The following is a 22,993-nucleotide window of genomic DNA, read 5'->3' as shown; positions in this document are numbered from 1 at the left end:
CTCTATGGCTGTTGTGAAGATCAATGCGATCACGGTGCCTGATGGGCAGGGGCCGGAGTTGGAGGCGCGGTTCGCTGCTCGGTTCGCGCAGGGCTGCATGGGTGGTGTGGCTGGGTTGGACCTGGGCGGGGTCGGTGATGGGTGGCTGGAAGCGTTGCCAGATGGCTTGGGTCTGTCCGGGGACGTCGATCCCGAGGCCGGCGAAGGCGTAGGTCATGAGCCCAGAGCAGTCGAACCCGCCGAGGGTGGGGCCGTGGGCGTCGCCTCCGGCCCAGACATACGGCTGGCCCTGTTGGGTCAGGGCGCGGTCGATCACCTGGCGGATGTGCGGGTCCACCCCGCCGGGCAACACCGGGGAGCCCGGCGGGCTGTCCGGGGTGCCGGGGCTGGTGCAGGTGATGTTGTCCAGGGCGCCGACGAGTAGTGCGGCGGGGTGTTCCCATCGGGCGTAGGCGTCGGGGAACGCGCTGATCTGCACCGCTTGGGCCGCGCGGGTCAGCGGCATCGTCTCCCAGCCGGGGACCTGAAGGAGGCGTTCGTAGAACAGCCGCGCCGAGGCCTTCGGGTCCATGCGGACGGCGACCGGTCCCCACCCGGCGGCCCGCTGCTGGAACAACCCAACCGAGTCATGATCGGCCCCCACCGCCTCATGCGGGTGCGTCAACGATTCGGTGACAGTGGTGTTGGCGTAGTTGAGCAGACTGGATTCCTGCATCGCGGTCGCGACCGCGATCACCTGCCCCCGCACTGGGACACCCATCTCGACACCGGTAGCGACGATGTGCGCGGCGTTGGACACCTGGGCGGGGCCGAAACCGTCGACCAGGTCGGCCGGGTCGACCCCAGCGGGGGCGCAGACCACCCCGGGAACGCCCAGCGAGGACGTGCGTCCGCCTGAGGTGATCGCGCCGCCGAGGGCGATCACGAACAGCACGATGACCACGCCCACCAGCGCGACCACACACGCGAGCCCACTCGTCGCGGTCTTCACCGCGGTCGCCTCCTCTTCGCTCTTCTCTCCTGGCCTCGGTATCGAGACGGGCAGGGTGGTGACACAGGCCGCATCGACCCGCTACGGTTCGTGGTGCTCGGGCCGAGACCCGCCGAGGTTTGAGAGCCCTTCGGCCGGTCGGCCCGGGCGGGTTGTCTCCGGGCCTGCACACCACCGAACCTCCTCGTCTCGTGTGGGAACGGCGGCCTGGTGTAGGTGACGCACGGGTCCCCCTGCGTCAGTCCCTCCCACACCACAGGCCCGGAGCCAACGCCCACCCCCGCCTCCCTCTCACCGTGTCGCGGCCGGTCAGGCGGTGAGGTCAGTCGGTGAGGCCGAGCCGTTTGCTACACGCCGGCCACGCGCCCCACCCCTGGCCTTCCTGCACACGCTGCGCCACCGCGATCTGCTCGGCCCGAGACGCTTCGTGGGCGGCACCGGTACCGCCGAAGGTCGCCCAGGTCGACGGCGTGAACTGCAGCCCACCGGCGAAACCGTCCCCGGTACGGGTCGCCCAGTCCCCACCGGACTCACACTCGGCCAGCGCATCCCACACCCGCTCCGGGACCGCGCCCGAGCTCTTCTCCACGACCGGAGCCGACGACTCCGCAGCAGCGGCGTCGGGTTCCTGAGCAGCGACGGACGACGCCTCGGCCGCGGGAGCGCCGTTGGTTCGGGAGACCGTCTCACCAGCACTACCAGCACTGTCGGTGCTGCTACTGGTGGTGCTGTCGAGATCGTCGAGGTTCAGCTCCGGGTCGGTGAGAGTCTCCAGCAACGCGACCGCGTCCGGGTCGGCCACCGCCGCACGGGCGGCCTGTTCGGTCAGCTTCTCCACACCGGCGGCCAGGCCCTCGCTCTGCTGGGCACCGCCCGGGGCTTCGCCCTGCGGCCCGCTGCTCTGACCAGCGCTGGTGTGCTCATCCGCAGTTCGCGTGACCGTGCCGGAGCCGCTGGCAGGCGACTTCGGCGCCGCGGTGTCCACAGGGCGCTCCGACGGGGCCACAGGCACAGACACCTCACCCACAGCGCTGCCGACCGCTGGGCTGCGGCCACTACCCGCAGCAACGTCGAGGACCGCCCGGCCCGCCTCACCCCCCGCGCCGACCGGGCTGGCCGGCTCGGCTTCCAGGGCGTCGAGGAACTCGTCCAACAACGCGACCGCAGCCCGCGCATCCTCCACCGAGCGACTCACCTGCTCACCGCCGCCACTACCTGCACCGGCAGAGCTGCCCCGGTCAGCGACGTCCACGCAGCAGTCCTTGCCGTGGTTCTCCTCTGGTCGGCTCGTGGGCGGGCCGGACGGCGACTCACCACCGCTGTCGGAAGCGACCGGGACGGGCGTCGCGGTGACGGCAGCAGGCCGCACCGGCACCGCCTTATCCGGCACCGAAACAGCCGACGACGGCGGCGGCGGCGGTGTGACGGACGGCGCCGGTGATACGGCCGGAGCCGGAGTAGGAGCAGGAGCCGGAGCCGCGGGCGGCGGGGGGAGGTTCTGCGGCGGCGCGGGTCGCGGAACAGGAGCCGGCTGGGGTGGGGCGGCCCGTGGCGCCACGGGTGCAGGCTGGGGCGGGGTCGGGCGGGGCGGTGGTTCAGACACAGGAGCCGGGGCCGCCGCGGGGGCCGCCGCGGGGGCGGGGCCGTTCACCACGTCGGTGACCGCACCACCCGCCGCGCCGACCGCGTCCACGGCCCTGTGACCCGCGTCGGTCAGACCGCCCAGGACACCCACCGCGCCCTCCCCCGACGGTCCCTCGGCCGCGGGCTCGGGCTCCGCCGCCGCAGCGGTGGCAAGCAAGACCGGCGTCACCGCAGTCCCACCGAGCATCGCCCCCGCCGCCAACACCGCAACCGCCGAACGACGCACCACCCCCGCTACCAACGACGACGAGACCGAGGACAAAGGAGAAGAACTAGAACGAGCAGACATCAACGAACTCCCTTCATGATCAACAAACAAAGCGGGCAGGACCCAACGACACCGAGGCCATCAGCGGGGCCATCAGCGGGGCCATCACCGACCGTCGACGTTGTTCACCTCATCGGTAATCGACGTCGACGAATCCGCATCAGTGGAGCCCTCGCTGCCACCGGAGGTCGTGGACGAGCCCTCACCTGCGGCCAGGCCCCACTGCTTCACCCAATCCACCTGCATCCGCCCGGACTCGCCGTCGCCGCGCGGGAACCAGTCCAGCTGCAGGCACAGGTGCATCGGGCCGGGCGGCAAGATCGAGGTGTCTTCTGTCTTCCACCATTCGCGGCCGTCGACGAACGCGGTCACACCGGCCGAGGTCCACTCCACCGCGTAGTTGTGCCACTGGGTGGCGTCGATCTTGAGTTCGCCGTGGACCTGGGAGTTGTCCGCGCCGTAGTGCAGGAACAACTCGATCTTGTCTCGGGACGGGTCCATGATCTCGGCGAAGTCGATCTCCCCACCGATCGGGAAGTTCTCCTGGGTCGGCCACAACAGGGCGAGGGCGTTGTAGGACGGCGAACCGGTAGGTGCGCGCATCCGCGTCTCCCACCGGCCGAACTTCTGGGAGTGCGCGGTCCACGCCAGGCCGGCGGTCGTGCCGTCCCCGCTGCCGTCGATCGTGAGCACGCCACCGGCGACGGTCGCCGCAGCGGGGGAGCGGACACCGTTCCCGGCATGGCCGGACCCGTCATAGGCGTTCCAGTCGGGACCCAGCTGCGTGCCGGTGAAGTCGTCGACAACATCCGGGGTGCCCCAGCCGAACACCTCACCAGCCGTGTCGCCTTGACCCTGGCCCTGGTCCTGCGCGGACAGCAGGGAGGAAGAACCAGCTGGCGACGACGACCCTCCCGGCGGCGTGCCCGGCGGCTGGTGGTCATTGGAACCGTTTTCATGATCGCCTGACTGACCGGTGACTCCGGTGGCGTAGCAGGTGACAGGCACGAAACCGGGCTCATCAGCGTCGAGGGCGAGCAACGCCGCCCGCAACACACCCGCACTACTACCGCTCACGCTGCCGAGGTCGAGTTCAGCCAGGACATGAGTGGCGGCGATCCGCCACCCACACACGGCATCCGCCGTCTCCGCAGGGCCCTTGTCCGGAGTGGCCGAGCCAAGCAGCAGAGCCGCAGCAGCCGCGAGCGCAGAGACGCCGCCGACCAGACCCATCAGCGCGCACCCCGGCGACTACGCACACCGGCAGGCCCGACTCCGGGCGAGACCCGACGTTTCACCACCCGCTCCACCGCCTCCACCCATCGGCGCCCGTCCGGAACAACGCCGCGACTGTACCCTATCCACTGTTGTATATCCGTCCACTAGAGCGTGTGATACACACCCGCCAACCCGGACCGGGGATAGAGTCCCGAGACCTACCGGTCCCGGACCTTCACGCCCGGGAACCGGGGGGTCAGCAGGGACAACCCGGAACGACCACAACCCGAGGAGGAGCACCATGGCCCGTCGACGAGCACAGCCCAACAACGCCAGCAACACTGCAACGACCAGCGGAAAACCCCCTTCCGCCAGCGCGACGACAGAAGGGGAGGCGATGCCGCCGCGGATCAAGCCCGGCGCACCCGACCCGAACCGGTTCGGCACCATCAGCGAACGCCTCAACTACCTCGCCAGCACCATCCGACGCCCCAACGGCACCGTCTTCCCCGCCACCGACATCGTCCGATGGATCCGCAGCCAAGGCGGCGGCGTCAGCGACGTCTACATCACCAAAATCCTCAACGGCACCCGCGGCAAGGAACCCTCACCCACCTACACCCGCTGGCTCGCCCGCTACTACAACGTCGCCGACGACTTCTTCTACACCGACCACCCCGAAACCGTGGACGGACCCGCGCACACCCTGCACATCCTGGTCCGCGAACCCGCCGGCACCGACCTACTCCACAACTGGGCACTGCTACCCGAACGCCAACGCGACATCGTCTCCGCCCTGATCACCAGCATGGTCCCCCCACACCACCGACACGCCATCAGCACCACCGCCGACAACACCGACACCGACACTGGCGACGGCGACGGCGACGGGACCGACAGCGCCGACGACAACGACTCCGACCCCGACGACGACAGGGACGACGCCTCGTCCACCTCGACAGCCAGGGCCCGCCAGCCATGACCACCGCACTCCGCCCCACCAAGACCAGCCGCAGCCACAGCGCTGGCGCCGGCGACGAGATGTCGATCTTCTACGTCGTCCCCGACGACCAACTCGTCCCCGACCTGCACCCCACACTCGACGCGTTCCAGGTCGGGGAAGCGGTGTTCGCGACCGGCTACCTCGTCGGACTCCTCGAAGCGCCCTGCATGGACTTCCTCCGCCACCACCGCGCCACGACCGCACAGACGCCGGTCGGCGCGAAGATCGAGATCACCCACCGGGCGCCGTCGATCCCCGGGGACCGACTCCACGTCACCGCACGCTGCACCAGCGAGGTCGGCAGCCGGTACGTCTTCACCGTCACCGCGCACGACCAGTACGGGGTCCTCGTCGCTGACGGACGCGTCGTCCAGCACCTCGTCGACACCACCACATTCCGCACGACGCTCCACCAGCGCACACCGGGAAGAGAGCCGCCCATGAACCGTCTTCACGAGTCGCCTACCAGCAGAAACAACGATGACAACGAGAGCGACGACAACAAGTCGGCGGCGTATACGGCGTACACCACCGGGGAACTCGCCCACCGCCTCGGCCAGCACGGCTTCATTCACCGCCGCGCCGCCCACCCGCAGGACACCGACGAGAATGCAGGAGCAACGACATGACCATCGCCATCAACGCCACCGAGGAGCGGCCCGCGGCGCTGCGCTGGGACGACACCCACGGCCTCTACCGATGCCCGACCTGCGACCAACCACCACAGAACCTACGACTCGGGCCGACCGACGTGTTCCTCTGCAGCGACTGCGCCACCTACTGGCCCACCCACCTCGCCACCGGCAGCTACGGCTTCTGGGACAGAGACGCCGTCGACCACGAGCACCGCGACCGCGGATGCCTCGACCACCCCGCCACCGACACAGCCGAGGCCGCGATCGCGACGGAGGCGCCGCGCGCGGCCGCGTAAACCGTTGCCGCAGGTCTATCTCCGACCAGCAGCGAGACCGGGCAGGTCGACGACCTCGAACTCCAGTAACTCCGACTCCACACCCAGCCCAGGGCCCCGGCAAAGTCGTGATGGGTGGGTCCTGAGCTGCGGTGATGTGGGGGGTGGGGGTGGGTGCGGACACAGGCTTGGCGTGATCATGAGGGTGTCGAATCCTTGCTCACGTCAGGAAGCCTGTGTCCGCAGTGTCAGTGTCTCCGATCGTTGCTGCTCTGGAAGGCCTGGAGGTCGGTCCTGACGCGGGGAGAGCCGCGCCGGTCGGTGAGGCGGCGGGGTTGTCGCTGGTGGAGGCCCTGTCGCGAGTGCCGGACCCGCGGAAACCACGCGGTGTCCGCCACGGTGTCCTCGCGGTGTTGCTACTGGGGGCGTGCGCGGTGTTGGCGGGGGCCCGGTCGTTCACCGCGATCGCCGAGTACGCCCATGACGTCGGCCGCGCCGTGCTGGACGTGCTCGGGGTGGGCGCGGTCGCTCCGCACGAGTCGACCATCCGCCGGGTCCTGCAACGGGTCGACGCCTCGGCGCTGGAGGCGGCGTTGCAGTCCTGGGTGTTGCCCCAGCTCAGCGCCCAGCCGGCGGCGGAGGGCACACCCCGGCGAGAACAGCGTCGCGTGCTGGCCTTGGACGGCAAGACCCTGCGCGGCGCCCGCGTCCGTGCCGCCGACGGCAGGGTCTGGCTCCCGCATCTGGTGTCGGTGCTCGACCAGACCAGCGGTGGCGTGCTCGGCCAGGTTCAGGTCGCAGAGAAGGGCAGCGAGATCACCGCGTTCACCGCGCTGCTCGACCCCCTCGACCTCGACGATGTACTGGTCACCGCGGACGCTCTGCACACCCAGCGAGCCCACGCCGACTACCTACACCGCCGCGGCGGGCACTACCTGATGACGATCAAAGCGAACCAGCCCACGCTGCTGGCACGGGTACGGGCGCTGCCCTGGACCCAGATCGGCGTCGCTGATCGTCAACGCGGGCGTGGGCACGGCCGCGTCGAGACCCGCACGATCAGCGTGGTCAGCCTGCACCCCTGTCCCGACCTGGGCGCAGAGTTCTTCCCCCACGCATCCCAGGCGATCAAGCTGGTGCGCCGGCGTCGCCCACTGCGGCCTGGCGGGAAGTGGAGAACCGAGACCGCCTACGCGATCACCAGCCTGACCAGCACCGACGCCGATCCAGGACTGCTCGCCCGCTGGATCCGTGGGCACTGGTCGATCGAGAATCGCCTGCACTGGGTCCGTGATGTCTGCTTCGACGAAGACCGCGCCACCGCCCACACCGGTCACGCCCCGCAGGTCATGTCGGCGTTGCGGAACCTCGCGATCACCGCGCTACGCCTGCACGGCGTCAGCAACATCGCCGCAGCACTCCGCCACCACGCCCGCGACCCCCATCGACCACTGACCACCTACAAGATCATCTAGCGACTTTGCCGGGGCCCTGACACCCAGCCGAGCCGATGACACCCCATGCGCCATCTCCCGGCCATACGCTAACCAATCATAAAACGAGTCGTCGGAATCCCACCACGACACCACAAAATACCGGCCGCCACCATCAGCCGGACGCAGCAACTCCAACCCGCGAAATCCTGGAACATCACCCATATCTGCACGACAGGAAACGAACCGGTACTCTAGGTCCACTTCCTGAGGCTTATTCAGGCTCCGTCAGGTAAGTGTGTAGAAGATGAGTCCGATGACTGCCGAGATTGTCGTTTTAAATGTGACGTAGGGCCGCCGGTAGTCTGTGTGGAGAACTTTCCACGTTTTGATATGGGCGATGACTCGTTCGATGGTGGCGCGTGTGTGGTTGAGGCTCTTGTTGAATGTTTTTTGCCAGTCGAGAAGTTCCCGGCCGGGTGGTTTTTTGAACGGGGTGAGCATGCCGCGCCCGATGTATCCTTTATCGCCGATCGGGGGGTATGTGGCGAGGTGGTCGAGGGCGCCGGATTGGTCGAGGCAATATAGGTCGTGTCGGGAGCCTGGGGTCGGGTCGGAGATCCACGACAGCTGCCCTTCCAGGGTGGCTGCGACCTGGACGACGACGCCGGTGGTGCGATGCTTGCCCGACCACAGACCCGGCACCGCGGCCCATGACCAGCAGGGCAGCAAGGTTCCATCGATGATGTACTGCCGATCGGCACGAAGCTCCTCTGCCGTCGGAACGACACTCCGCAGCGCCTGTGCCAGCAACGGTGTCACCCCCGTGATCGCTCGACTAACCGTCGACTGCGACACCCCATAGGTTTCCGCCAACTCCCACTGCACACGATTCCCGCGCAGATACGCCAACGTGATCACCACCGACCAGAACAACCCCAGAACCGGCGGCCAAGACAAACGTGCCTCCGTCGCGTCCCGCTGATCCTGCTCATACACTATAGCGACAAGATCCTGAATCTCATCACGCCGGAAACCAGTGGCATAGTACATACTGCGACAACCCGTTCATCTTGGATTGATTCGGCAAACCAATATTCGCGATGGACGGGCTGTCGCCCAACCCGACACGCCGGGCTAGATCGTTATTTCACGGGGCCTGAATAAGCCTCGAAGTTCAATGCCTTTAAAAAAGCAAGGTCAAGGTCAAAGTCAACAGACTGTGGGGAGGATGGTGGTTGGGCTGGGTTGGGTGTATCTGTGGTGTGGGTGGGTTGTTCGCCTCGCTGCGCTTCGGCGAAGATTACCCTCGTTTTGTGGAGGTGGGTTGGTTTGGTGGTGATCTTTCTGTAGGGGGTGGGGTTGTTCGCCTCGCTGTCGCCTCGGCGTCGAGTGGGGTGTTGTGAAAAGAATGTGGTGGATGAACGGCTGAGGAGGGTGGTTGTGGTGTTGGAGGAAGTGGTGCGGGTGCGTGCGAAGCGTCGGGATGTGGGTGGTGTTCGGCAGACTGAGCGGGATGCGGTGTTGATGGAGGTGATGGCGCATCAGTATGGGTTGCCGGAGGATTTGTTGGGGAGTGTGTTGGGGGTGTCGGTGCAGTCGGTGATGTTGCGGTGGAAGCGGGCGGGGTGGGTGCGTTCGGGGAAGGTGGATGCGGGGGCGACGTGGTTTTGGTTGGGGCAGGGTCAGGCGCGGGAGTGTTTGGGGTGGGATACGCCGGGGTGGCGGCCGACGCCGCCGGTGGTGGGTCATGTGCGTGCGGTGGCGGCGGTGCGTTTTCATCGGGTGGGTTTGGATGTGGGTCGGTGGGTGTCGGAGCGGACGTTGCAGCATCAGGTGGGTTGGCGGCGGAAAGGGGAGCGTGTTCGGCATGTTCCGGATGGTGTTGAGGTTCGTCCGGATGGGCGCCGGATTTTGACGGAGGTGGAGTTGACCGCGAAAACCCGGTCGCGTTATCTGGAGCCGCGCCCGCAGGACGGGAGCGGGGACATGGCGGCTGGGTTGTTGTCGGATGTGGAGGCTCGGGCTCGGGAGTTGGGTTGTATGGGTGTGGTGTATTGGTGCGCGCCGAGGATTCTGGAGCGGGTCCGGGATGTTGTTGAGGAGTACGTGGCTCGGACGCGGGAACGCCGCGGGCGGGCGCGGGACCCGCAGGCGTTGGGTCCGGAGTTGCGGTGGGCGGTGCGGAGTCTGGAGGAGGTGCCGTGCTGGGAGCCGCGGCGGGCGGCGCGGTGAGGCCGGTGGGCGTGAACGCGGTGTTGGTCATCTGCCGTCAGGACTTCGATCTGCCGCCGGGGAAGGACCTTCGGCGGGCGGCGGAGGTCCTCACGGAGCACTTCACGGGGCTGTTGCGCCGCGGTGTGTTGTCTCGTGCGGTTGCTGCGGTCATTCTGAATCCGGCTCGTCACGGCCATGATCGTGACCTGCTCAGCGTGGAGATCGACGTCGTCGCCCGTGACGGTGTCGCTGGGTTGGCGACCGCGCTGAACACGATCCGTGACGGTTTCCGGCTGTTACCGGTCGCGTTGTCCGACCGGTTCACCGCCGCCGAGGTCGAACACCTCGCCGGCAGGGTCGTCGGTGCCGACGGTCTCCAGACCAGCACCCGCAAGATCGACTAGCGCGGCATGAATCGGACTATCCTGGACCTGGACCTGGACCTGGACCTGGACCTGGACCTGTGGGGGGTGCGTTGGTGGCGAAGAGTTTTCATTGCGTGCTGCAACTCCTTGAGGTGTCGCCGCAGGTCGCGCAAGTGATCACGGCGCCGTTACAGACCGCGATGCGCCGCCAGCAGCGCGAACACAACGGGAAGCTGGTCGGGACGAAAGCCGACCTCGTCCCCGGTCTCGGTGTCGGGCTGGCGACGATCGTGATCGCCCGGTCCCCGCAGACCGCGATCGGTTTCGCCGCCCGGATCGCGAAGACCGCGTTTCTGCGTCTCGGGCAGGACCCGACGGTCTGCTACGACCTGGACATGACCATCGCCCAGGTCGAGAACCTCTACACCGCCACCGCGGCCCCGGCGTGGCTGGCCCCGGGGGAGTTCCTCGGCTGGCAAGAATGCACCGACCCGACCTGCCCCGACCACGAACAGACCGGATGAACCAGCAGCAGCCACCGGGACAGGTACGTCAGATCGGCGCCGGTTTCGGGCGTCCCACGACCGTCCGGCTCAGCATCGACATCCCCGCCGACCTTCATCAAGCGTTCGCGGCGTGGCGGTCGCAGACCGCGCTCGACCTCGACCGCGGCACGGTGAGTGTGCAAGACACCGTGCACGCCCTCCTCGAGGTCCTCGTCTCCGACGACACCGCCGTTGCCGGGCAGGTCCGGGCCCGACTCCACCCCGCCCCGGCTACGGCCCCCGCGGGCCCCCCGGGCGCGGACCGGTAGCGCAAAGTTGCGGTGTGCCCTCCCTCGAAGCGGCCAGAGTGTCGAATGGTGCTCAGAACCTGTCAAGGGCGCCTACGGCGTCGCTGCGCGATCGACTCCGTCGACCCTTGACAGGTTCTGCCCACCACTCGGGCGGCCTTGTATCGAGGAAGAGCAGCCGTCGAGACGGGCGGGATGTCGGTACATCGTCGGGCGTCCGGTGACGTCGGCGGACACACACGACGACTGGTTGGCGGCTATCGTCGCTGGTGGCGGGCGCCGGAACTCCTGTTTCGCGGTCGGAGCAAACGCGGTCTAGTCGGCGCCCGCCCCACGACCCCACTGATGCCTACGACGAGTTGCTGGGTTCAGCGTCTACGGATCTCTGACACTTATGGACACCCGAGTGGATGTCTGTCGGTGTGAGTGATCGGTAGTCACACGGGTGTTTCGGCAGGTCAGGGTGACTTGCTTCTTCTGGTCCGTGCCCCGCGGCGACGCTTCAGCGCGGGTGATCGTCGGCGTTGTGGCTGGTGTAGTGCGGCGAACTCTGCGGTGTCGCCGTCGCTTGGGAGTGGGAGTTGTTTTATCCCGGCACCGGATGACTGGCCTGTGTTGTTGCCGGGTTACCCGTTGACGCTGAGATCCTCGGCGCCGCGTAACCCGCTCGGCAGCTAATGCGCGTTTCGCAGTGTTCACCGCGCCGACGTCATCTCGATTGACCGTAAACATGCACGTGGCGCATGCTGCGCTGTGGTATCCCCCTGGTCGACTAACGAGGTTATCACATGTTGGGCAATTTGCCGATGTTCCTCGGGGTGGGACATCCACGACAGTGAGACCATCGCGGGTCGCGATGTGTTCGATCGCGTTTGCGGCGACGCGACGCGCTGATTGAGCTACTGTGTTGTTGACATCTTTACCCAACCCTCGGGCCTCTAGAGTGGCAAGATCTTCCAGTGCAATGATCGATGCACCGGAGGCTCGGGCGATTACCGTGACATACTGCGCGGCCAGATAAGCTAAATCTCGATTGATGCGTGCCCGTTTCTGCCCACAGGAGAGCATTTCTGCCTGCAGCGCAGACATCTTCCCCTCAAGGCGCTGTCGCGTGGGTATCGAGGCTTGAGGAATAAGCTGTTCAAGACGAGCGATTTTACGGCGGAGGAACTGTCCTTGTCGCTGAAGTCGAGCTAACTTGACGGAGAGTCCATGGTCATCGAAACGGCGCCCGCGAAAATCGCTGTACATGGCGTTGCTCTGAGTGTCACGAACTACAGTCGCCGCAACGACCATATCCTTAGGTGACCAATCAACCCCGACTGCAGACGCTGCGTCCGCAACGGTCGGTGGCCGAGGCACTGTTTCAGCGAAAGCGAAACGGAATAGTGCCCCGCGCCGATCAAGGGTCACCTCGGGGAGATGCCATCCGGTGATTGACCGATGATGTAAATGTTGAGGAATCGGGATATCGAGTTGAACCCAACGCCAATCGGTCCGAGAATCTGGATGTTGACGTACAGGAAGTTTGATCCGCAGTGTCAGCTCGGTGGCCGTACTGGTAACAAGCGTCGCCAGCTGGGCGTCAACGGCTCCGAGACGGACCCGGCGAGCGACAGATGGAACGGGTTGGAGCGTCGTGATCCGCAAGCCTGCCGGATCGACCCCGGGATGCAAGCGCACCCACCGAGCGATCTGCCTATGCACATTCCTCGCGAACGCACCCCCGAGGCCCGCAGTGCCGTCTGACGCACCACCAGACACCTCTGCTGCAATGGCGGCATCCCGAGAAGCCAAGGTTCGCAACGTTGATATCACCTGTGCCGTCACGATCCGCATCACACGAGATGGAACGTACATATCCTGCGGAAACTGAGGTCGCCATCCGCAACGCTGCCCCACTACCGCTGCAGCCGCAGGCAATCGACGGCCGCCCTCATCCACACCGGAATGTATACGGTCAAAAGTTTCCGGAACCCACAACTCGGAGAGCAGATCGCGTTCGGCGCCCTCCACAATGTCGAGCAGCCAACGCACCCGCTCCGTCAAGTCATCTCGCGACACGACAGCACCAGACACTTCACACACTGCTCGTGAAGCTCGAGATGTCGTTGAAGACGTCAATACATTGGATTTCTGCCAACCCGTCACGTCGGAGGTCCCTGCTCCTGCAGGCGTGCCTGCGCGGCATCAAGCAGTCGTTTCTGATTCGTCTTTGACCGCAACTGATAGAACCGACCAGAAAAGGACGCAAGTAACGCCATGAAGTCATCCATCAGCTCTTCAAGCAGCGACTTGTCCGCATGAGCATGAACAGTCTCAACTGCAACTCCGACCTGCGCCAGATACCGCTCAATATAGGCGACACCAAACCGAGCCAGTCGGTCACGCCACACTACGCGAACTACCGTGAACCGCCCAGCAGCGGCGTCATCAAGTAGCCGAGTCAACCCCTTCCGATTTTCTCGCAAACCGGACGCGCGATCACGATACACTCGGAATACTGTCCCCCTGGACGTCTCCCGCAACACCGATTCCTGGTTCGCCAACGACGACTCCTGACCCGTCGAACCAGAAACACGGCAATACAACGCCTCAACCCGCTCCGCCGCTTCCGGCTGAATCGGTTCGCGCCCAAGGAAGACATCAAGATCAGCACGATCAAACAAACGCTGACCAGAGGCTGAAACTCGACACGGCAGCCGACCCTCTCGGGCAGCCTTCCGAACACCCACCACCGACATGCCCATGTACTCGGCAGCTCGCGCTATACGCATCTAAATCAGTATGAGCTAGTACCGGATACTTTGTCAACAGTCGATGAGCCCGTCACGGTGTAGGCCAGTCCGGCGAGCAGCAGTGTGGCGAGGACGCCGGCGCCGGCGGCGATCGCGTAGCCGCGGCGCCGGTTCGGCTCCCGCACCACCGGCGGCGTAGACGGAGTGGTCATCCGAAGTCCCCGGTCGCGATCGTCTTCAGCAGGTTCTGGCCGGACGCCCAGAGCACACCGGCCAAGACCGATGTGCCGACCATCCCGGCACCGATCGTCGCCGCGATCCGATTGCCCCACAGTCGTCCGGCGCCGATGGTCAGGACACCGAGGAAGAACAGGACCGGCACCGACCAGCCGGCCAGCGACATGATCACCCCGCCGAGGTAGTCGGCGGTGTCACCGAACCGGCCGGGCAACGGCCTCGGTACCACCGTCGGCAGCTGCGGCAGGCCCTGCTCCTGCCCGCCCGGCGGCGGCGCAGGCGGCGGCTGCTGACCCGGAAGCCCAGCACCGAACCGGCCGGCGCCGAACCACACAGCATTATCGGAAATAGTTCTCAACACGGGGGGCGCTCCTCAGAGCAGCGAACACGGACACGGACACGACGGGAACCAGCTGTCAACGGCGGTGTGCTGGTCACGGGCCTGGTCCTCGGCCTGGTCCTGGGGTGTCGCGGGCGGCGGCCGAGCCGGCCAGCAGGTCGATCACGCCCCAGGAGGCGAGCAGCGGTCGGAGTGCGTCGGTGACTTTGTCCGGTAGCGGGTCGGGGGTGACACCGTCGGCTTCGACCGCGGCGTTCGGTGGGATGAACACCGCGTCGTCGAGCAGCGTCGACAGTCGTGGCCCGGTGGCGCCGTCGATCCCGACCGGCCAGCGTTTGGCGCCGTTGACGACCAGCGCGACCACCGGTGCCGCGACACCGGCTTGTACCCAGGTGTCGTGGCGGGCCAGGACCTGTTCGGCGGCGCGCAGCGATGGCCGGGTGGCGCGCACGACCAGCACCGGGCGCGGCATCGGCTCCCCGCCGCGCAGCCAGCCTCCGGCGCCGGAGGTCACCGCCGCTGCGGCCCGCCAGCCGCCGTTGCCCAGATCGGCGACGGTGACGTGCAGCGGTCGCGGTGGCGGGTCGGGGAGCCAGTCCGGCGGTGCGGGCACCATCCCCGGCGTCACACCGGGCATGGTGGTGTCGAGGCGTGCCAGCAGCGCACCGCGGCCGGGGCGGCCCCCGCGCCAGCTGTAGCGGACCTGGACCTGGTCGGTGACCGGGCGGGTCCACGGCCCGTCCGCGCCGGCGGCCTGGGCGAGCCCGGACCGGGCCGGATCGTCGGCGTCGATGAGCAGGCAGCAGCGTTTGTCCTGGTGGGCGATGTCGGTGATCGCCGCGGCGACCGTCGATGCCCCCGCGGCGGGGGACCCGGCCAGCACGGGGATGACCGCGCCGAACGGTGTCCAGTCCGCCGCCCCGACGTGGTCGGGCCACACCTGCCGTCCCCGGGCTGTCACGGCGGCGACCGTGGCGCCCATCTGCTCAGCTACGGCGAGCGTGTCGGTAGGACTACCGGAGCGGGCGGTACGGGCCGCGGCGGCCGCGGTCAAATCCACGATCATCTCCACATCCGTTGCATCCAGGCCCGCCCCGCCGCCTCGGCGGGCGGCGGTACCGAGCAGGTGACACAGCTGCGGGACCGACCGCGGCCGCGCCGCCGAACCGGCCGCGGTCGTGGGCAGGTCGGGACCTTCCGCAGCGGCGGTGTCGTCGGTCGAGTTGGTGGCGGCGGTCATCGGAGCCCGAGTCGCTTCGAACAGGCCGGCCACGCCGCCCAGCCCTGCACGGCCTGCACTCGCTGGGCGACCTCGATCTGCTCGGCCCGCGACGCCTCGTGTGCTGGGCCTTCCCCACCGAAGGCCCGCCAGGTCGACGGGGAAAATTGCAGGCCGCCGGCGTAGCCGTTGCCCGTGTTGGTGCTCCAGTTCCCGCCGGACTCGCAGTGGGCTAGCTTGTCCCAGGTCGAGCCCGCCGCTGAGGTTGCGACTCCTCCGTCTGTCACCGGCGGCGGCTCGGCCCCCACCCCGGCCCTACGCGGCTGCTCACCAGCAGCGCCGCCACGAGCGGCGTGGTCATCGGTAGCGGCCACGCCGTCCTCGGCCCGCTCACCAGCAGCGGCGTCTCCGGTGGTGTCGTTCCCGGCGGCACCGGTGCCGCTGTCGGTGCTGGTCGTGCGGCTGCCCTTCACACCGGTGCCGGCACCGGTGCTGGGGCCGGCGGTGCGGTCGAGGGCGTCGAGGAGGTCCTGGGCGACCGGGTCGACCTCGGCTGCGGCGCGGGCCTGCGCGGTCAGCTTCTCGATGCCCGCCGACACCGCTCCCGCACTCGACGACACCGCCCCACCACCTGCGGCGCCACCAGCGGCGCCGTCGCCGTCGGTGCTGCCGTCGGTGCTGCCGTCGGTGCTGCCGTCGGTGCTGCCGCCGCTGCTACCGCTGCTGCTGCTGGTGTTGTTGCTGGTGGTGGTGCCGTTGCGGCTGGTCTGGGTGCGGGTGATCGCCGCGCCGGGCCGGGGATCGACCGCCGCGGCTGAGGTCTCTGCCGCCGGCTCCGAGTTCGGTGTCGAGTTCGGTGTCGGGGATGGGTCCGTCGCCCCGTCGTCATCCCGGCTGGTCTGCGCGCTGGACACCTCGGTTTCACCGTCTCGGCTGCCGCTGCTGCCGCTGCTGCCGGTGTCGGTAGTGGTACGGAGCTGGTCGAGGGCGGCCAGGTCGGCGGGGTCGGCGCCCAGCGCGGCGAGCCGATCACGATCCAGGGCGTCGAGGACGGTGACGCCGACCTGTGTGGCGTCGCCGCTGCCGTCGGCGCGGATCGCGGTGAGCAGGTCGGTGACCATGCCGATCGCCGCTCGCGCGGTCGCAGCGTCCTCCGCTGACGGTGTTTGTCCTGGGCTGGTCTGCACGTCGGTGACCACGCGGTTCGACGACGAGGACGCTGGGGGCGGTGCCGCGCTGCTCGGTGCGGGATCGGTCGCGACCTGGTTGTCGTCGTCCCGGCCGCTACCGGTGGTGCGCGCGCCCGTCTTCTCACCGTTGCCGGGGTTGGGGCGGGGGTCGGCGCTGCGAGTCAGCTGCTGATGCCGCAGATGCGCTGCGGGTTCACCGGTCTTTTTCTCCGCGGGCGGTGGTCCCGGCGACGCCGGAGGCGGGGCCGGTGGCGGGGCCGGGTGGTGCTGGGCGGTGCAGGCTGCGGGGACCGGCGGCGCCGCAGCCCGCGGCTGCTCCGCCCGGTCTGTCGGTGCTGCTGCTGTGGCTGGTGTGGTGATCGCGGAGCGCGCCTGGTCCAGTGCGCCGACCGCGGCATCGGCGCCGGCGCCGGCGGCGGTGTCATCGACGAGATCGGCCGCGGGCGGCGGCGTCATCAGGTCGGCCGGTGTCGGACCGAGCCCGGCCGCGGCCAGCCGGACACCGACCTCCTGGACCTGCGGATCGGCGCTGTTGAGGTGGTGGAGCTGGTCGGAGACGTCCACGGCGTGCTGGCGCCACTCGACCGACTCGGTCGCGGGCCGGAATCCGAGATCGGTGATCTGCCCGGCCAGGGCTCGGTCGGCCGGGTCGTCGGACAGGGTGAGGTCGGTGAGCAGCGTCCGCGCCTGCGCTCGTGTCGCGGTCGCTGCGGCGTGCTGACGTGCGGCCTTGCGATTATCGCAAGCTCCGGTCGCGGTCAGCCCGAGCACCGTCACCGGCTCGTCCGGTGCGGTGGTGAGTGCGGTGGCGGTGTAGGCGCCGCCGCCGAGCAGCGCGGTCGCGGTCAGCACCGCGACCGCGCTGCGGCGCACCACCACGGTCGGCACCTGAGCAGGCAGACGGTCGGACAGGCGGCGGCGAGGGACGTGGTCGGCCCACGACGGCCGCACGGCACGCCGCCGAGACGAACGCGGGAGCGGAGACATACGAGGAAAACCTCCAGGTCAGCAGGGGAGCCGAGGAGCACAAGCGGGTGCGGCAGATGAGGCGCGGCTAGGACCTGCCGGTGTTGTTGTTGATCTCGTCAGAGATCGACGTCGACGAATCCGCATCGGTCGAACCGGCGCTGCCGCCGGAGGTCGTGGACGAGCCCTCACCTGCGGCCAGGCCCCACTGCTTGACCCAGTCGACCTGCATCCGCCCGGCTTCGTTGTCGCCGCGCGGGAACCAGTCCAGCTGCAAACAGAGGTGCATCGGGCCGGGCGGCAAGATCGAGGTGTCGGTGGTTTTCCACCATTCGCGGCCGTCGACGAACGCGGTCACACCGCCTGGTGTCCACTCGACCGCGTAGTTGTGCCACCCGGTGGCGTCGATCTGGAGTTCGCCGTGGACCTGGGAGTTGTCCGCGCCGTAGTGCAGGAACAACTCGACCTTGTCCCGGGCTGGGTCCATGATTTCGGCGAAGTCGATCTCCCCGCCGACCGGGAAGTTCTCCTGCGTGGGCCACAACAGGGCCAGCGCGTTGTAGGACGGGGAACCGGTCGGGGCGCGCATCCGCGTCTCCCACCGTCCGTATTTCTGGGAGTGCGCGGTCCAGGCCCGGCCGGCGGTCGTCCCGTCCCCGGTGCCGTCGATCGTGAGGACACCCCCAGAAACGGTCGCCGCGGCCGGGGAGCGAACACCGTTCCCGGCGTGTCCCGGTCCGTCGTAGGCGTTCCATCCCGGTCCGAGCGTGGTGCCGGTGAAGTCGTCGACGACGTCCGGGGCGCCCCAGCCGAACACTGCACCTGCGGTGTCGCCCTGGCCGGTCGCGGACGGCAGCGGGGAAGAACCGGCCGGGCCCTGTGCGTCCTGCCCGACCTGTCCGGTCTGTGCTGGATGTTCGGTGGATCCGTTTTCATGATCATCCGGGTGGTTCCCGGTCTGGTAGCAGGTGGCGGGGACGAAACCGGGCTGATCGGCGCCGACGCTGGTCAACGCCGACCGCCACATCGCGGCCCGGTCGCTGGTGTCGCCGTCGAGTTCGGCCAGGACATGCACCGCAGTGACCCGCCACCCGCACTCCACGCGTGCGTCCGCGGGTACGGGTGCGGCCGGGGCGAACCCGAACGCCAACGACGTCACCGCCCCCACCACGGCGCCGACCAGTCCGGACCCGATCACCGCATACCGACCTGACGGTCGGCGAGGTCGGCGCGGAAGCCGTGCGAGGCCAGGCCGTGGGTGCGACTTTGGAAGCCGTCGGCGACGACCGCGGCGAGTTCGAGGACCGCATCCCGCGTGGCGGGGGCGAGGGCGTCGAGGTCGATGACATCGCCGGTCGCGAGGTGTGGGTCGGCGGGAAGCTCGACCACCGCCCGCACCCGAGAGGCGAAGTAGTCGCGGATGACGGTGTCATCGACATACCGGGACTGCCGATCGCAACTGAGGACAACGACGGCGTCGCGGACCAGGTCCCGATACGGAAAACGGCCGACCTTGTCCTGGTGGGTGGCCAGCCACTGCAACGTCCGCGCCGCCCGCGACGCCCCGTCCTTCGTCGGGGCGCCCACTACGACCAGGGAGTCCGCATGCCGCAGCGTGCCCTGCATCGCCGAATGCACGAGACCAGTGCCGCAGTCTGTGAGGAGCAGCTCGGCGTAGATCGACAGCAGGCGCAGGACACGCTCGTAGTCGCCGTCGGAGAACATCTCCGACAACTCCGGCGCCTGCTCCGACGTCAGAACGCGCAGGCGTCCAGCGAGATGGGTGTAGCCCGACAGCTGCGTAGAAGTACGGACCTGGTCCAGGTCCCGCAACAGGTCCCGCACCGTCCGCCGCCCCGCCTGCGCCTCGCCGACAAGGCGGTCCCCGAGTGTCCCGGCGTCGGGATTGGCGTCGATGGCGATGACCCGGTCACCGCGGTACTCGGCCATCGCCAAACCGAGCACACCGGTACACGTCGTCTTCCCGACACCGCCCTTGATCGACCCGACCGCGACGCTGAACGGCCCGGACAACGGTGTCGTGACCCGGCGGACCTGGTCCTTCAGACGGAGTTCGGCCTCGGACAGGCCCGGATTCCACCGACCAGCCGTCACCGCGTAGACCGCAGCACGCCAACCATGCGTCGGCGCCGCGAGTTTCGGGCGCACCACATCGGCGAACGCGCCACCATCGGAGAAACCAGCGACCTCGGTGTCCTGGTCGCCGGGCCCGGCGGCGGTGTCGGTGTTCCAGATCGCCGCCGGTCCCGGCGGCTCGGGCGCCGGTCGAACGGGCTGCGGACCAGGACCGGTAGTCACCAGCTGCTCCGAGGACTCGTCGGACACCGGCCGCTCGGCCGGGACCTCGGGAGCCGCTGCTGCGGCCGCCACTGGCGCGGGCGTGGGCGGCGCGCCGGGAGCGGCCCACGCCGCCGCATCTCCGGTCAGCCACGACGGCGCCTCGTCCGGCGTCGACGTCTCGGGCGGCGGCACGTGGTTGCTACTCGGCATCAGCGGTCACCTGCCGGGTCACCGGCGGACTCGGCAAGCAGACCGGGATCGACGACCAGACGACCGTCCTCGGGTGCGCGGGTAACGGGCACGGTCATCCGCACCCAGCGCGGCTCGACCGCAGTCCACGACGCGTCCGACTCCGGCGGCGCGCACGAGCGGCCGATCGTCCCCGGCAGCTCCACCCAGGACTCGCTGTCCTCGCCCTCGGGATAGTCGTCAGGATCGGGAGCAGCAGCGGTGCGGACATACGGGGTGGCGCGGACGATGACCTCGACGAACACCACCGTGTCCGAGCGTCGGTAGATCCGGCCCGGTAACGGGGCGTCCGCCCGCTGACGGCCCGCGCCCGACCAGCCCCACGTACACGCCGACGCATCCGCGAGGACCTCACGCAGGACCTCCGCGCGCCGCCACGGGGCGTCCTCGTCGAAGGACTGGAAGTCGCAGGCGAACCGGCCCGCGAACGCCGACGCCTCCACATCCGACACCGGCTCCCACGACCGCACCGACCGCGTGAACGACGACTCCACAGGCACTCGGGCGATCGACCGTCGGGCCTGCGGAGCCGGCTGCGGGATCTCCCCGTCGAACTTGATGTCCGGTGCCGCGAGCTCGACATGTTCACCGGTGTCTGGCATCGCAGAGCTACAGGGAGCAACAGGCGTTTGGCACGGCCCCGCCGGTCGGACCGCTTGCGAGCGCCGCGAGGTAATGGCGCATACCGATGCTGTCGCTGGTCGAGGGCCTATGCCGTCCCGTGCAGCGAGCCCCGGCGCTACCTGCCACGGCGTGAAATCCGGCGCAGCTCCTGGCCCGGGGCGAGACCGACGAGGCATCACGGCCTTCCTCCTACATCCGAGCCAGCTGACTACGACCGCTGTCTTATGGGCAGCATCCCCGCCGCAGCTGGCCACGTGTTGACGGAGCAGCTGACGGGACCCTGCGCGACAGGACACCACATCAGCGAATATCTCGCAACACAAGAGTAATGCAATCTTCGCTCTAGCTGCTCTAGCTGGCACTCCGCTACGCTCTAGGTTCGGACCAGCGGCTTCCAGACTGCACCCCTCAAGGCATCCACCGCGCGGGGCCTTGACTGGGCGCCGCCTCCTCCACTCGCCCGCGATGAGCTGACCGGTGGGCCCCTCGGCCGACCCACCACCGGCAGGAGGAGGAGGAGGAGGAGGAGGAGGAGGAGTGAGAGAAAATCAGCCGGACAAGACAGGCAGCCTAGCCCGACGACTGGACAGACTCTTTGAGGCGAACCGGCCACCCCGGGCTTTAAATCGGCAGTGGCGGAATAATGAGGTCGTATCGATCTGTCGTTCAAACGGATTCGATATATCCGAGTCGCACCTCAGTGAGCTCCGCCGAGGACTAAAAACGAATCCGACTAGCAAGACCCTGGGGGCGCTGGCTTGGTTCTTCGATGTTCGAGTTGGATATTTAATTGACGCGGACACGGATGAAGACGAACGAGAGCTGGGGCGTCGGGAGACGGCGGCTCGCAGTGCGCTGGCCGCTGAAGAAGCGGCGAGAAGGCAGGAACGGGAGGCAGCGCTTGAGCTCCAGCAGGCCCTACGTAAATCTGGAATTACTCGACTTGCTCACCGAGGGTCTGGTGCCGCGCCGCAACATCGAGCGATGATGATGAGGGCGCTCACGGAGGCATTGCTTGAGGAAGATCAAGACTCGCGCGATGGCTCCTGACGCGCCAATCGAGAGCGGCAAGGCCGCCTTCATATCCTGCCGTTCAGGTGATGACAGCACTCAATGGCCTGACATAAAGCGGTGGCAGCATGGCCTCATTTGTCCGACCCAAGAAGAGCTGCGGGAGCTCTGTCGTGAGCTGTTGAAAACACTGGGCCTCGTTCCACCGTTCACTGCATGGCAGTTCTGCCATCGCCTTAGCGAGAAACGCGGGCGCGTAATCAGCGTGGAGGCCCGCGACTTAGGGTGGGTCACCGCGATTGGACATCTGCTTCCTGGAAAACGCAGAGATCGTGTTCTACATGACTACCGAGCGCCAGTGCCCCAACAGGAACGAATCATTTACCATGAGGCTTATTCAGGCCCCGTGAAATAACGATCTAGCCCGGCGTGTCGGGTTGGGTGACAGCCCGTCCATCGCGAATATTGGTTTGCCGAATCAATCCGAGATGAACGGGCTGCCGCAGTATGTACTATACCACTGGTTTCCGGCGTGATGAAATTCAGGATCTTGTCGCTATAGTGTATGAGCAGGATCAGCGGGACGCGACGGAGGCACGTTTGTCTTGGCCGCCGGTTCTGGGGTTGTTCTGGTCGGTGGTGATCACGTTGGCGTATCTGCGCGGGAATCGTGTGCAGTGGGAGTTGGCGGAAACCTATGGGGTGTCGCAGTCGACGGTTAGTCGAGCGATCACGGGGGTGACACCGTTGCTGGCACAGGCGCTGCGGAGTGTCGTTCCGACGGCAGAGGAGCTTCGTGCCGATCGGCAGTACATCATCGATGGAACCTTGCTGCCCTGCTGGTCATGGGCCGCGGTGCCGGGTCTGTGGTCGGGCAAGCATCGCACCACCGGCGTCGTCGTCCAGGTCGCAGCCACCCTGGAAGGGCAGCTGTCGTGGATCTCCGACCCGACCCCAGGCTCCCGACACGACCTATATTGCCTCGACCAATCCGGCGCCCTCGACCACCTCGCCACATACCCCCCGATCGGCGATAAAGGATACATCGGGCGCGGCATGCTCACCCCGTTCAAAAAACCACCCGGCCGGGAACTTCTCGACTGGCAAAAAACATTCAACAAGAGCCTCAACCACACACGCGCCACCATCGAACGAGTCATCGCCCATATCAAAACGTGGAAAGTTCTCCACACAGACTACCGGCGGCCCTACGCCACATTTAAAACGACAATCTCGGCAGTCATCGGACTCATCTTCTACACACTTACCTGACGGA

General features: G+C 67.6%; 21 protein-coding genes and 2 pseudogenes. 9 read left to right on the top strand and 14 right to left on the bottom strand.

What is annotated here, in order from left to right; genetic code table 11:
* Nucleotides 1-4 precede the first annotated feature (4 nt).
* A pseudogene (locus KPL59_RS32730) lies at nucleotides 5-82 on the top strand (antibiotic biosynthesis monooxygenase); the annotation flags it as partial.
* Nucleotides 83-169: 87 nt separating this feature from the next.
* On the opposite strand, the pseudogene KPL59_RS36610 reads toward KPL59_RS32730, so the two are convergent.
* The 3 genes and pseudogenes from KPL59_RS36610 to KPL59_RS32715 form a co-directional block, all read right to left on the bottom strand.
* Nucleotides 170-505 (bottom strand): annotated as a pseudogene (locus tag KPL59_RS36610) (NlpC/P60 family protein); the annotation flags it as partial.
* 808 nt (nucleotides 506-1,313) lie between these two features.
* Nucleotides 1,314-2,243 (bottom strand): transglycosylase family protein, encoded by a 930-nt coding sequence (locus tag KPL59_RS37960; protein WP_374111697.1) that lies wholly within the window; start codon nucleotides 2,241-2,243, stop codon nucleotides 1,314-1,316.
* A gap of 765 nt (nucleotides 2,244-3,008) precedes the next feature.
* Nucleotides 3,009-4,136, bottom strand: coding sequence for a glycoside hydrolase family 16 protein (locus KPL59_RS32715; protein ID WP_226363130.1), 1,128 nt, complete (start codon nucleotides 4,134-4,136; stop codon nucleotides 3,009-3,011).
* 382 nt (nucleotides 4,137-4,518) lie between these two features.
* On the opposite strand from KPL59_RS32715, the gene KPL59_RS32710 reads away from it, so the two are divergent.
* From KPL59_RS32710 to KPL59_RS32695, 4 genes are all read left to right on the top strand, one after another.
* A complete protein-coding gene (locus tag KPL59_RS32710; RefSeq protein ID WP_226363129.1) occupies nucleotides 4,519-5,103 on the top strand; it encodes a hypothetical protein in 585 nt (194 codons plus the stop codon).
* A gap of 59 nt (nucleotides 5,104-5,162) precedes the next feature.
* Entirely contained in the window at nucleotides 5,163-5,753 is a 591-nt protein-coding gene (locus KPL59_RS32705) for a thioesterase family protein (protein ID WP_226363128.1), read from the top strand.
* Nucleotides 5,750-6,055, top strand: coding sequence for a hypothetical protein (locus KPL59_RS32700; protein WP_226351808.1), 306 nt, complete (start codon nucleotides 5,750-5,752; stop codon nucleotides 6,053-6,055). Before KPL59_RS32705 ends, KPL59_RS32700 begins: the two co-directional genes overlap by 4 nt.
* A gap of 230 nt (nucleotides 6,056-6,285) precedes the next feature.
* A complete protein-coding gene (locus KPL59_RS32695; protein WP_226351754.1) occupies nucleotides 6,286-7,509 on the top strand; it encodes an ISAs1 family transposase in 1,224 nt (407 codons plus the stop codon).
* Here KPL59_RS32695 and KPL59_RS37955 read toward each other — a convergent pair.
* Complete coding sequence (locus KPL59_RS37955) at nucleotides 7,417-7,731, bottom strand: antibiotic biosynthesis monooxygenase (RefSeq protein ID WP_226363127.1); 315 nt, start codon at nucleotides 7,729-7,731, stop codon at nucleotides 7,417-7,419. The genes KPL59_RS32695 and KPL59_RS37955 overlap by 93 nt on opposite strands.
* Nucleotides 7,732-7,755: 24 nt before the next feature.
* Complete coding sequence (locus KPL59_RS32685) at nucleotides 7,756-8,520, bottom strand: transposase (protein ID WP_226361573.1); 765 nt, start codon at nucleotides 8,518-8,520, stop codon at nucleotides 7,756-7,758.
* Between the two features lie 1,151 nt (nucleotides 8,521-9,671).
* Here KPL59_RS32685 and KPL59_RS32680 point away from each other — a divergent pair.
* The 3 genes from KPL59_RS32680 to KPL59_RS32670 all read left to right on the top strand — a co-directional run bounded on the left by KPL59_RS32680 (nucleotide 9,672) and on the right by KPL59_RS32670 (nucleotide 10,863).
* Nucleotides 9,672-10,088, top strand: a complete 417-nt coding sequence (locus KPL59_RS32680) for a hypothetical protein (protein ID WP_226363126.1) — start codon at nucleotides 9,672-9,674, stop codon at nucleotides 10,086-10,088.
* A gap of 95 nt (nucleotides 10,089-10,183) precedes the next feature.
* A complete protein-coding gene (locus KPL59_RS32675; RefSeq protein WP_226363125.1) occupies nucleotides 10,184-10,573 on the top strand; it encodes a hypothetical protein in 390 nt (129 codons plus the stop codon).
* Nucleotides 10,570-10,863, top strand: a complete 294-nt coding sequence (locus tag KPL59_RS32670) for a hypothetical protein (protein WP_226363124.1) — start codon at nucleotides 10,570-10,572, stop codon at nucleotides 10,861-10,863. Before KPL59_RS32675 ends, KPL59_RS32670 begins: the two co-directional genes overlap by 4 nt.
* Nucleotides 10,864-11,217: 354 nt before the next feature.
* On the opposite strand, the gene KPL59_RS37950 is transcribed toward KPL59_RS32670, so the two are convergent.
* The 9 genes from KPL59_RS37950 to KPL59_RS32625 all read right to left on the bottom strand — a co-directional run bounded on the left by KPL59_RS37950 (nucleotide 11,218) and on the right by KPL59_RS32625 (nucleotide 20,534).
* A complete protein-coding gene (locus KPL59_RS37950; RefSeq protein ID WP_226359788.1) occupies nucleotides 11,218-11,910 on the bottom strand; it encodes a zinc ribbon domain-containing protein in 693 nt (230 codons plus the stop codon).
* Between the two features lie 1,079 nt (nucleotides 11,911-12,989).
* Nucleotides 12,990-13,619 (bottom strand): IS607 family transposase, encoded by a 630-nt coding sequence (locus KPL59_RS32660; protein ID WP_226363123.1) that lies wholly within the window; start codon nucleotides 13,617-13,619, stop codon nucleotides 12,990-12,992.
* A gap of 5 nt (nucleotides 13,620-13,624) precedes the next feature.
* Nucleotides 13,625-13,792 carry a hypothetical protein gene (locus KPL59_RS32655; protein WP_226363122.1) on the bottom strand — a complete coding sequence of 56 codons (168 nt, stop codon included), beginning with the start codon at nucleotides 13,790-13,792 and terminating at the stop codon, nucleotides 13,625-13,627.
* Nucleotides 13,789-14,151 (bottom strand): hypothetical protein, encoded by a 363-nt coding sequence (locus tag KPL59_RS32650; protein ID WP_226363121.1) that lies wholly within the window; start codon nucleotides 14,149-14,151, stop codon nucleotides 13,789-13,791. Before KPL59_RS32650 ends, KPL59_RS32655 begins: the two co-directional genes overlap by 4 nt.
* A 100-nt stretch (nucleotides 14,152-14,251) precedes the next feature.
* A complete protein-coding gene (locus KPL59_RS32645; protein ID WP_226363120.1) occupies nucleotides 14,252-15,397 on the bottom strand; it encodes a hypothetical protein in 1,146 nt (381 codons plus the stop codon).
* Nucleotides 15,394-17,454, bottom strand: coding sequence for a transglycosylase family protein (locus KPL59_RS37945; protein WP_374111696.1), 2,061 nt, complete (start codon nucleotides 17,452-17,454; stop codon nucleotides 15,394-15,396). Before KPL59_RS37945 ends, KPL59_RS32645 begins: the two co-directional genes overlap by 4 nt.
* 166 nt (nucleotides 17,455-17,620) lie before the next feature.
* Nucleotides 17,621-18,730, bottom strand: coding sequence for a glycoside hydrolase family 16 protein (locus KPL59_RS32635; RefSeq protein ID WP_226363119.1), 1,110 nt, complete (start codon nucleotides 18,728-18,730; stop codon nucleotides 17,621-17,623).
* On the bottom strand, nucleotides 18,727-20,043 hold the full coding sequence (locus KPL59_RS32630) for a MinD/ParA family protein (RefSeq protein WP_226363118.1): 1,317 nt from the start codon (nucleotides 20,041-20,043) through the stop codon (nucleotides 18,727-18,729). Before KPL59_RS32630 ends, KPL59_RS32635 begins: the two co-directional genes overlap by 4 nt.
* The gene (locus KPL59_RS32625; RefSeq protein WP_226363117.1) at nucleotides 20,043-20,534 is read right to left on the bottom strand and encodes a hypothetical protein; all 492 of its coding nucleotides are present in this window, start codon (nucleotides 20,532-20,534) and stop codon (nucleotides 20,043-20,045) included. Before KPL59_RS32625 ends, KPL59_RS32630 begins: the two co-directional genes overlap by 1 nt.
* A 1,690-nt stretch (nucleotides 20,535-22,224) precedes the next feature.
* Here KPL59_RS32625 and KPL59_RS32620 point away from each other — a divergent pair.
* On the top strand, nucleotides 22,225-22,989 hold the full coding sequence (locus KPL59_RS32620; RefSeq protein WP_226359944.1) for a transposase: 765 nt from the start codon (nucleotides 22,225-22,227) through the stop codon (nucleotides 22,987-22,989).
* The last annotated feature ends 4 nt before the right edge of the window (nucleotides 22,990-22,993 follow it).

The organism is Pseudonocardia sp. ICBG1142, from assembly GCF_020496255.1.
GTDB lineage: Bacteria > Actinomycetota > Actinomycetes > Mycobacteriales > Pseudonocardiaceae > Pseudonocardia.
The sequence above is the reverse complement of the archived record's forward strand: the minus strand, read 5'-3'. Positions and strand labels throughout refer to the sequence as shown.

Excerpts from the sequence above, each read along its gene's own strand:
- KPL59_RS32715 (WP_226363130.1), bottom strand. The coding sequence starts at position 4,136 with ATGGGTCTGGTCGGCGGCGTCTCTGCGCTCGCGGCTGCTGCGGCTCTG.
- KPL59_RS32705 (WP_226363128.1), top strand. The coding sequence starts at position 5,163 with ATGTCGATCTTCTACGTCGTCCCCGACGACCAACTCGTCCCCGACCTG.
- KPL59_RS37950 (WP_226359788.1), bottom strand. The coding sequence starts at position 11,910 with ATGCTCTCCTGTGGGCAGAAACGGGCACGCATCAATCGAGATTTAGCT.
- KPL59_RS32620 (WP_226359944.1), top strand. The coding sequence starts at position 22,225 with ATGTACTATACCACTGGTTTCCGGCGTGATGAAATTCAGGATCTTGTC.
- KPL59_RS32655 (WP_226363122.1), bottom strand. The coding sequence starts at position 13,792 with ATGACCACTCCGTCTACGCCGCCGGTGGTGCGGGAGCCGAACCGGCGC.
- KPL59_RS32645 (WP_226363120.1), bottom strand. The coding sequence starts at position 15,397 with ATGACCGCCGCCACCAACTCGACCGACGACACCGCCGCTGCGGAAGGT.
- KPL59_RS32630 (WP_226363118.1), bottom strand. The coding sequence starts at position 20,043 with ATGCCGAGTAGCAACCACGTGCCGCCGCCCGAGACGTCGACGCCGGAC.
- KPL59_RS32710 (WP_226363129.1), top strand. The coding sequence starts at position 4,519 with ATGCCGCCGCGGATCAAGCCCGGCGCACCCGACCCGAACCGGTTCGGC.
- KPL59_RS32670 (WP_226363124.1), top strand. The coding sequence starts at position 10,570 with ATGAACCAGCAGCAGCCACCGGGACAGGTACGTCAGATCGGCGCCGGT.
- KPL59_RS32685 (WP_226361573.1), bottom strand. The coding sequence starts at position 8,520 with ATGTACTATGCCACTGGTTTCCGGCGTGATGAGATTCAGGATCTTGTC.
- KPL59_RS32660 (WP_226363123.1), bottom strand. The coding sequence starts at position 13,619 with ATGCGTATAGCGCGAGCTGCCGAGTACATGGGCATGTCGGTGGTGGGT.
- KPL59_RS32700 (WP_226351808.1), top strand. The coding sequence starts at position 5,750 with ATGACCATCGCCATCAACGCCACCGAGGAGCGGCCCGCGGCGCTGCGC.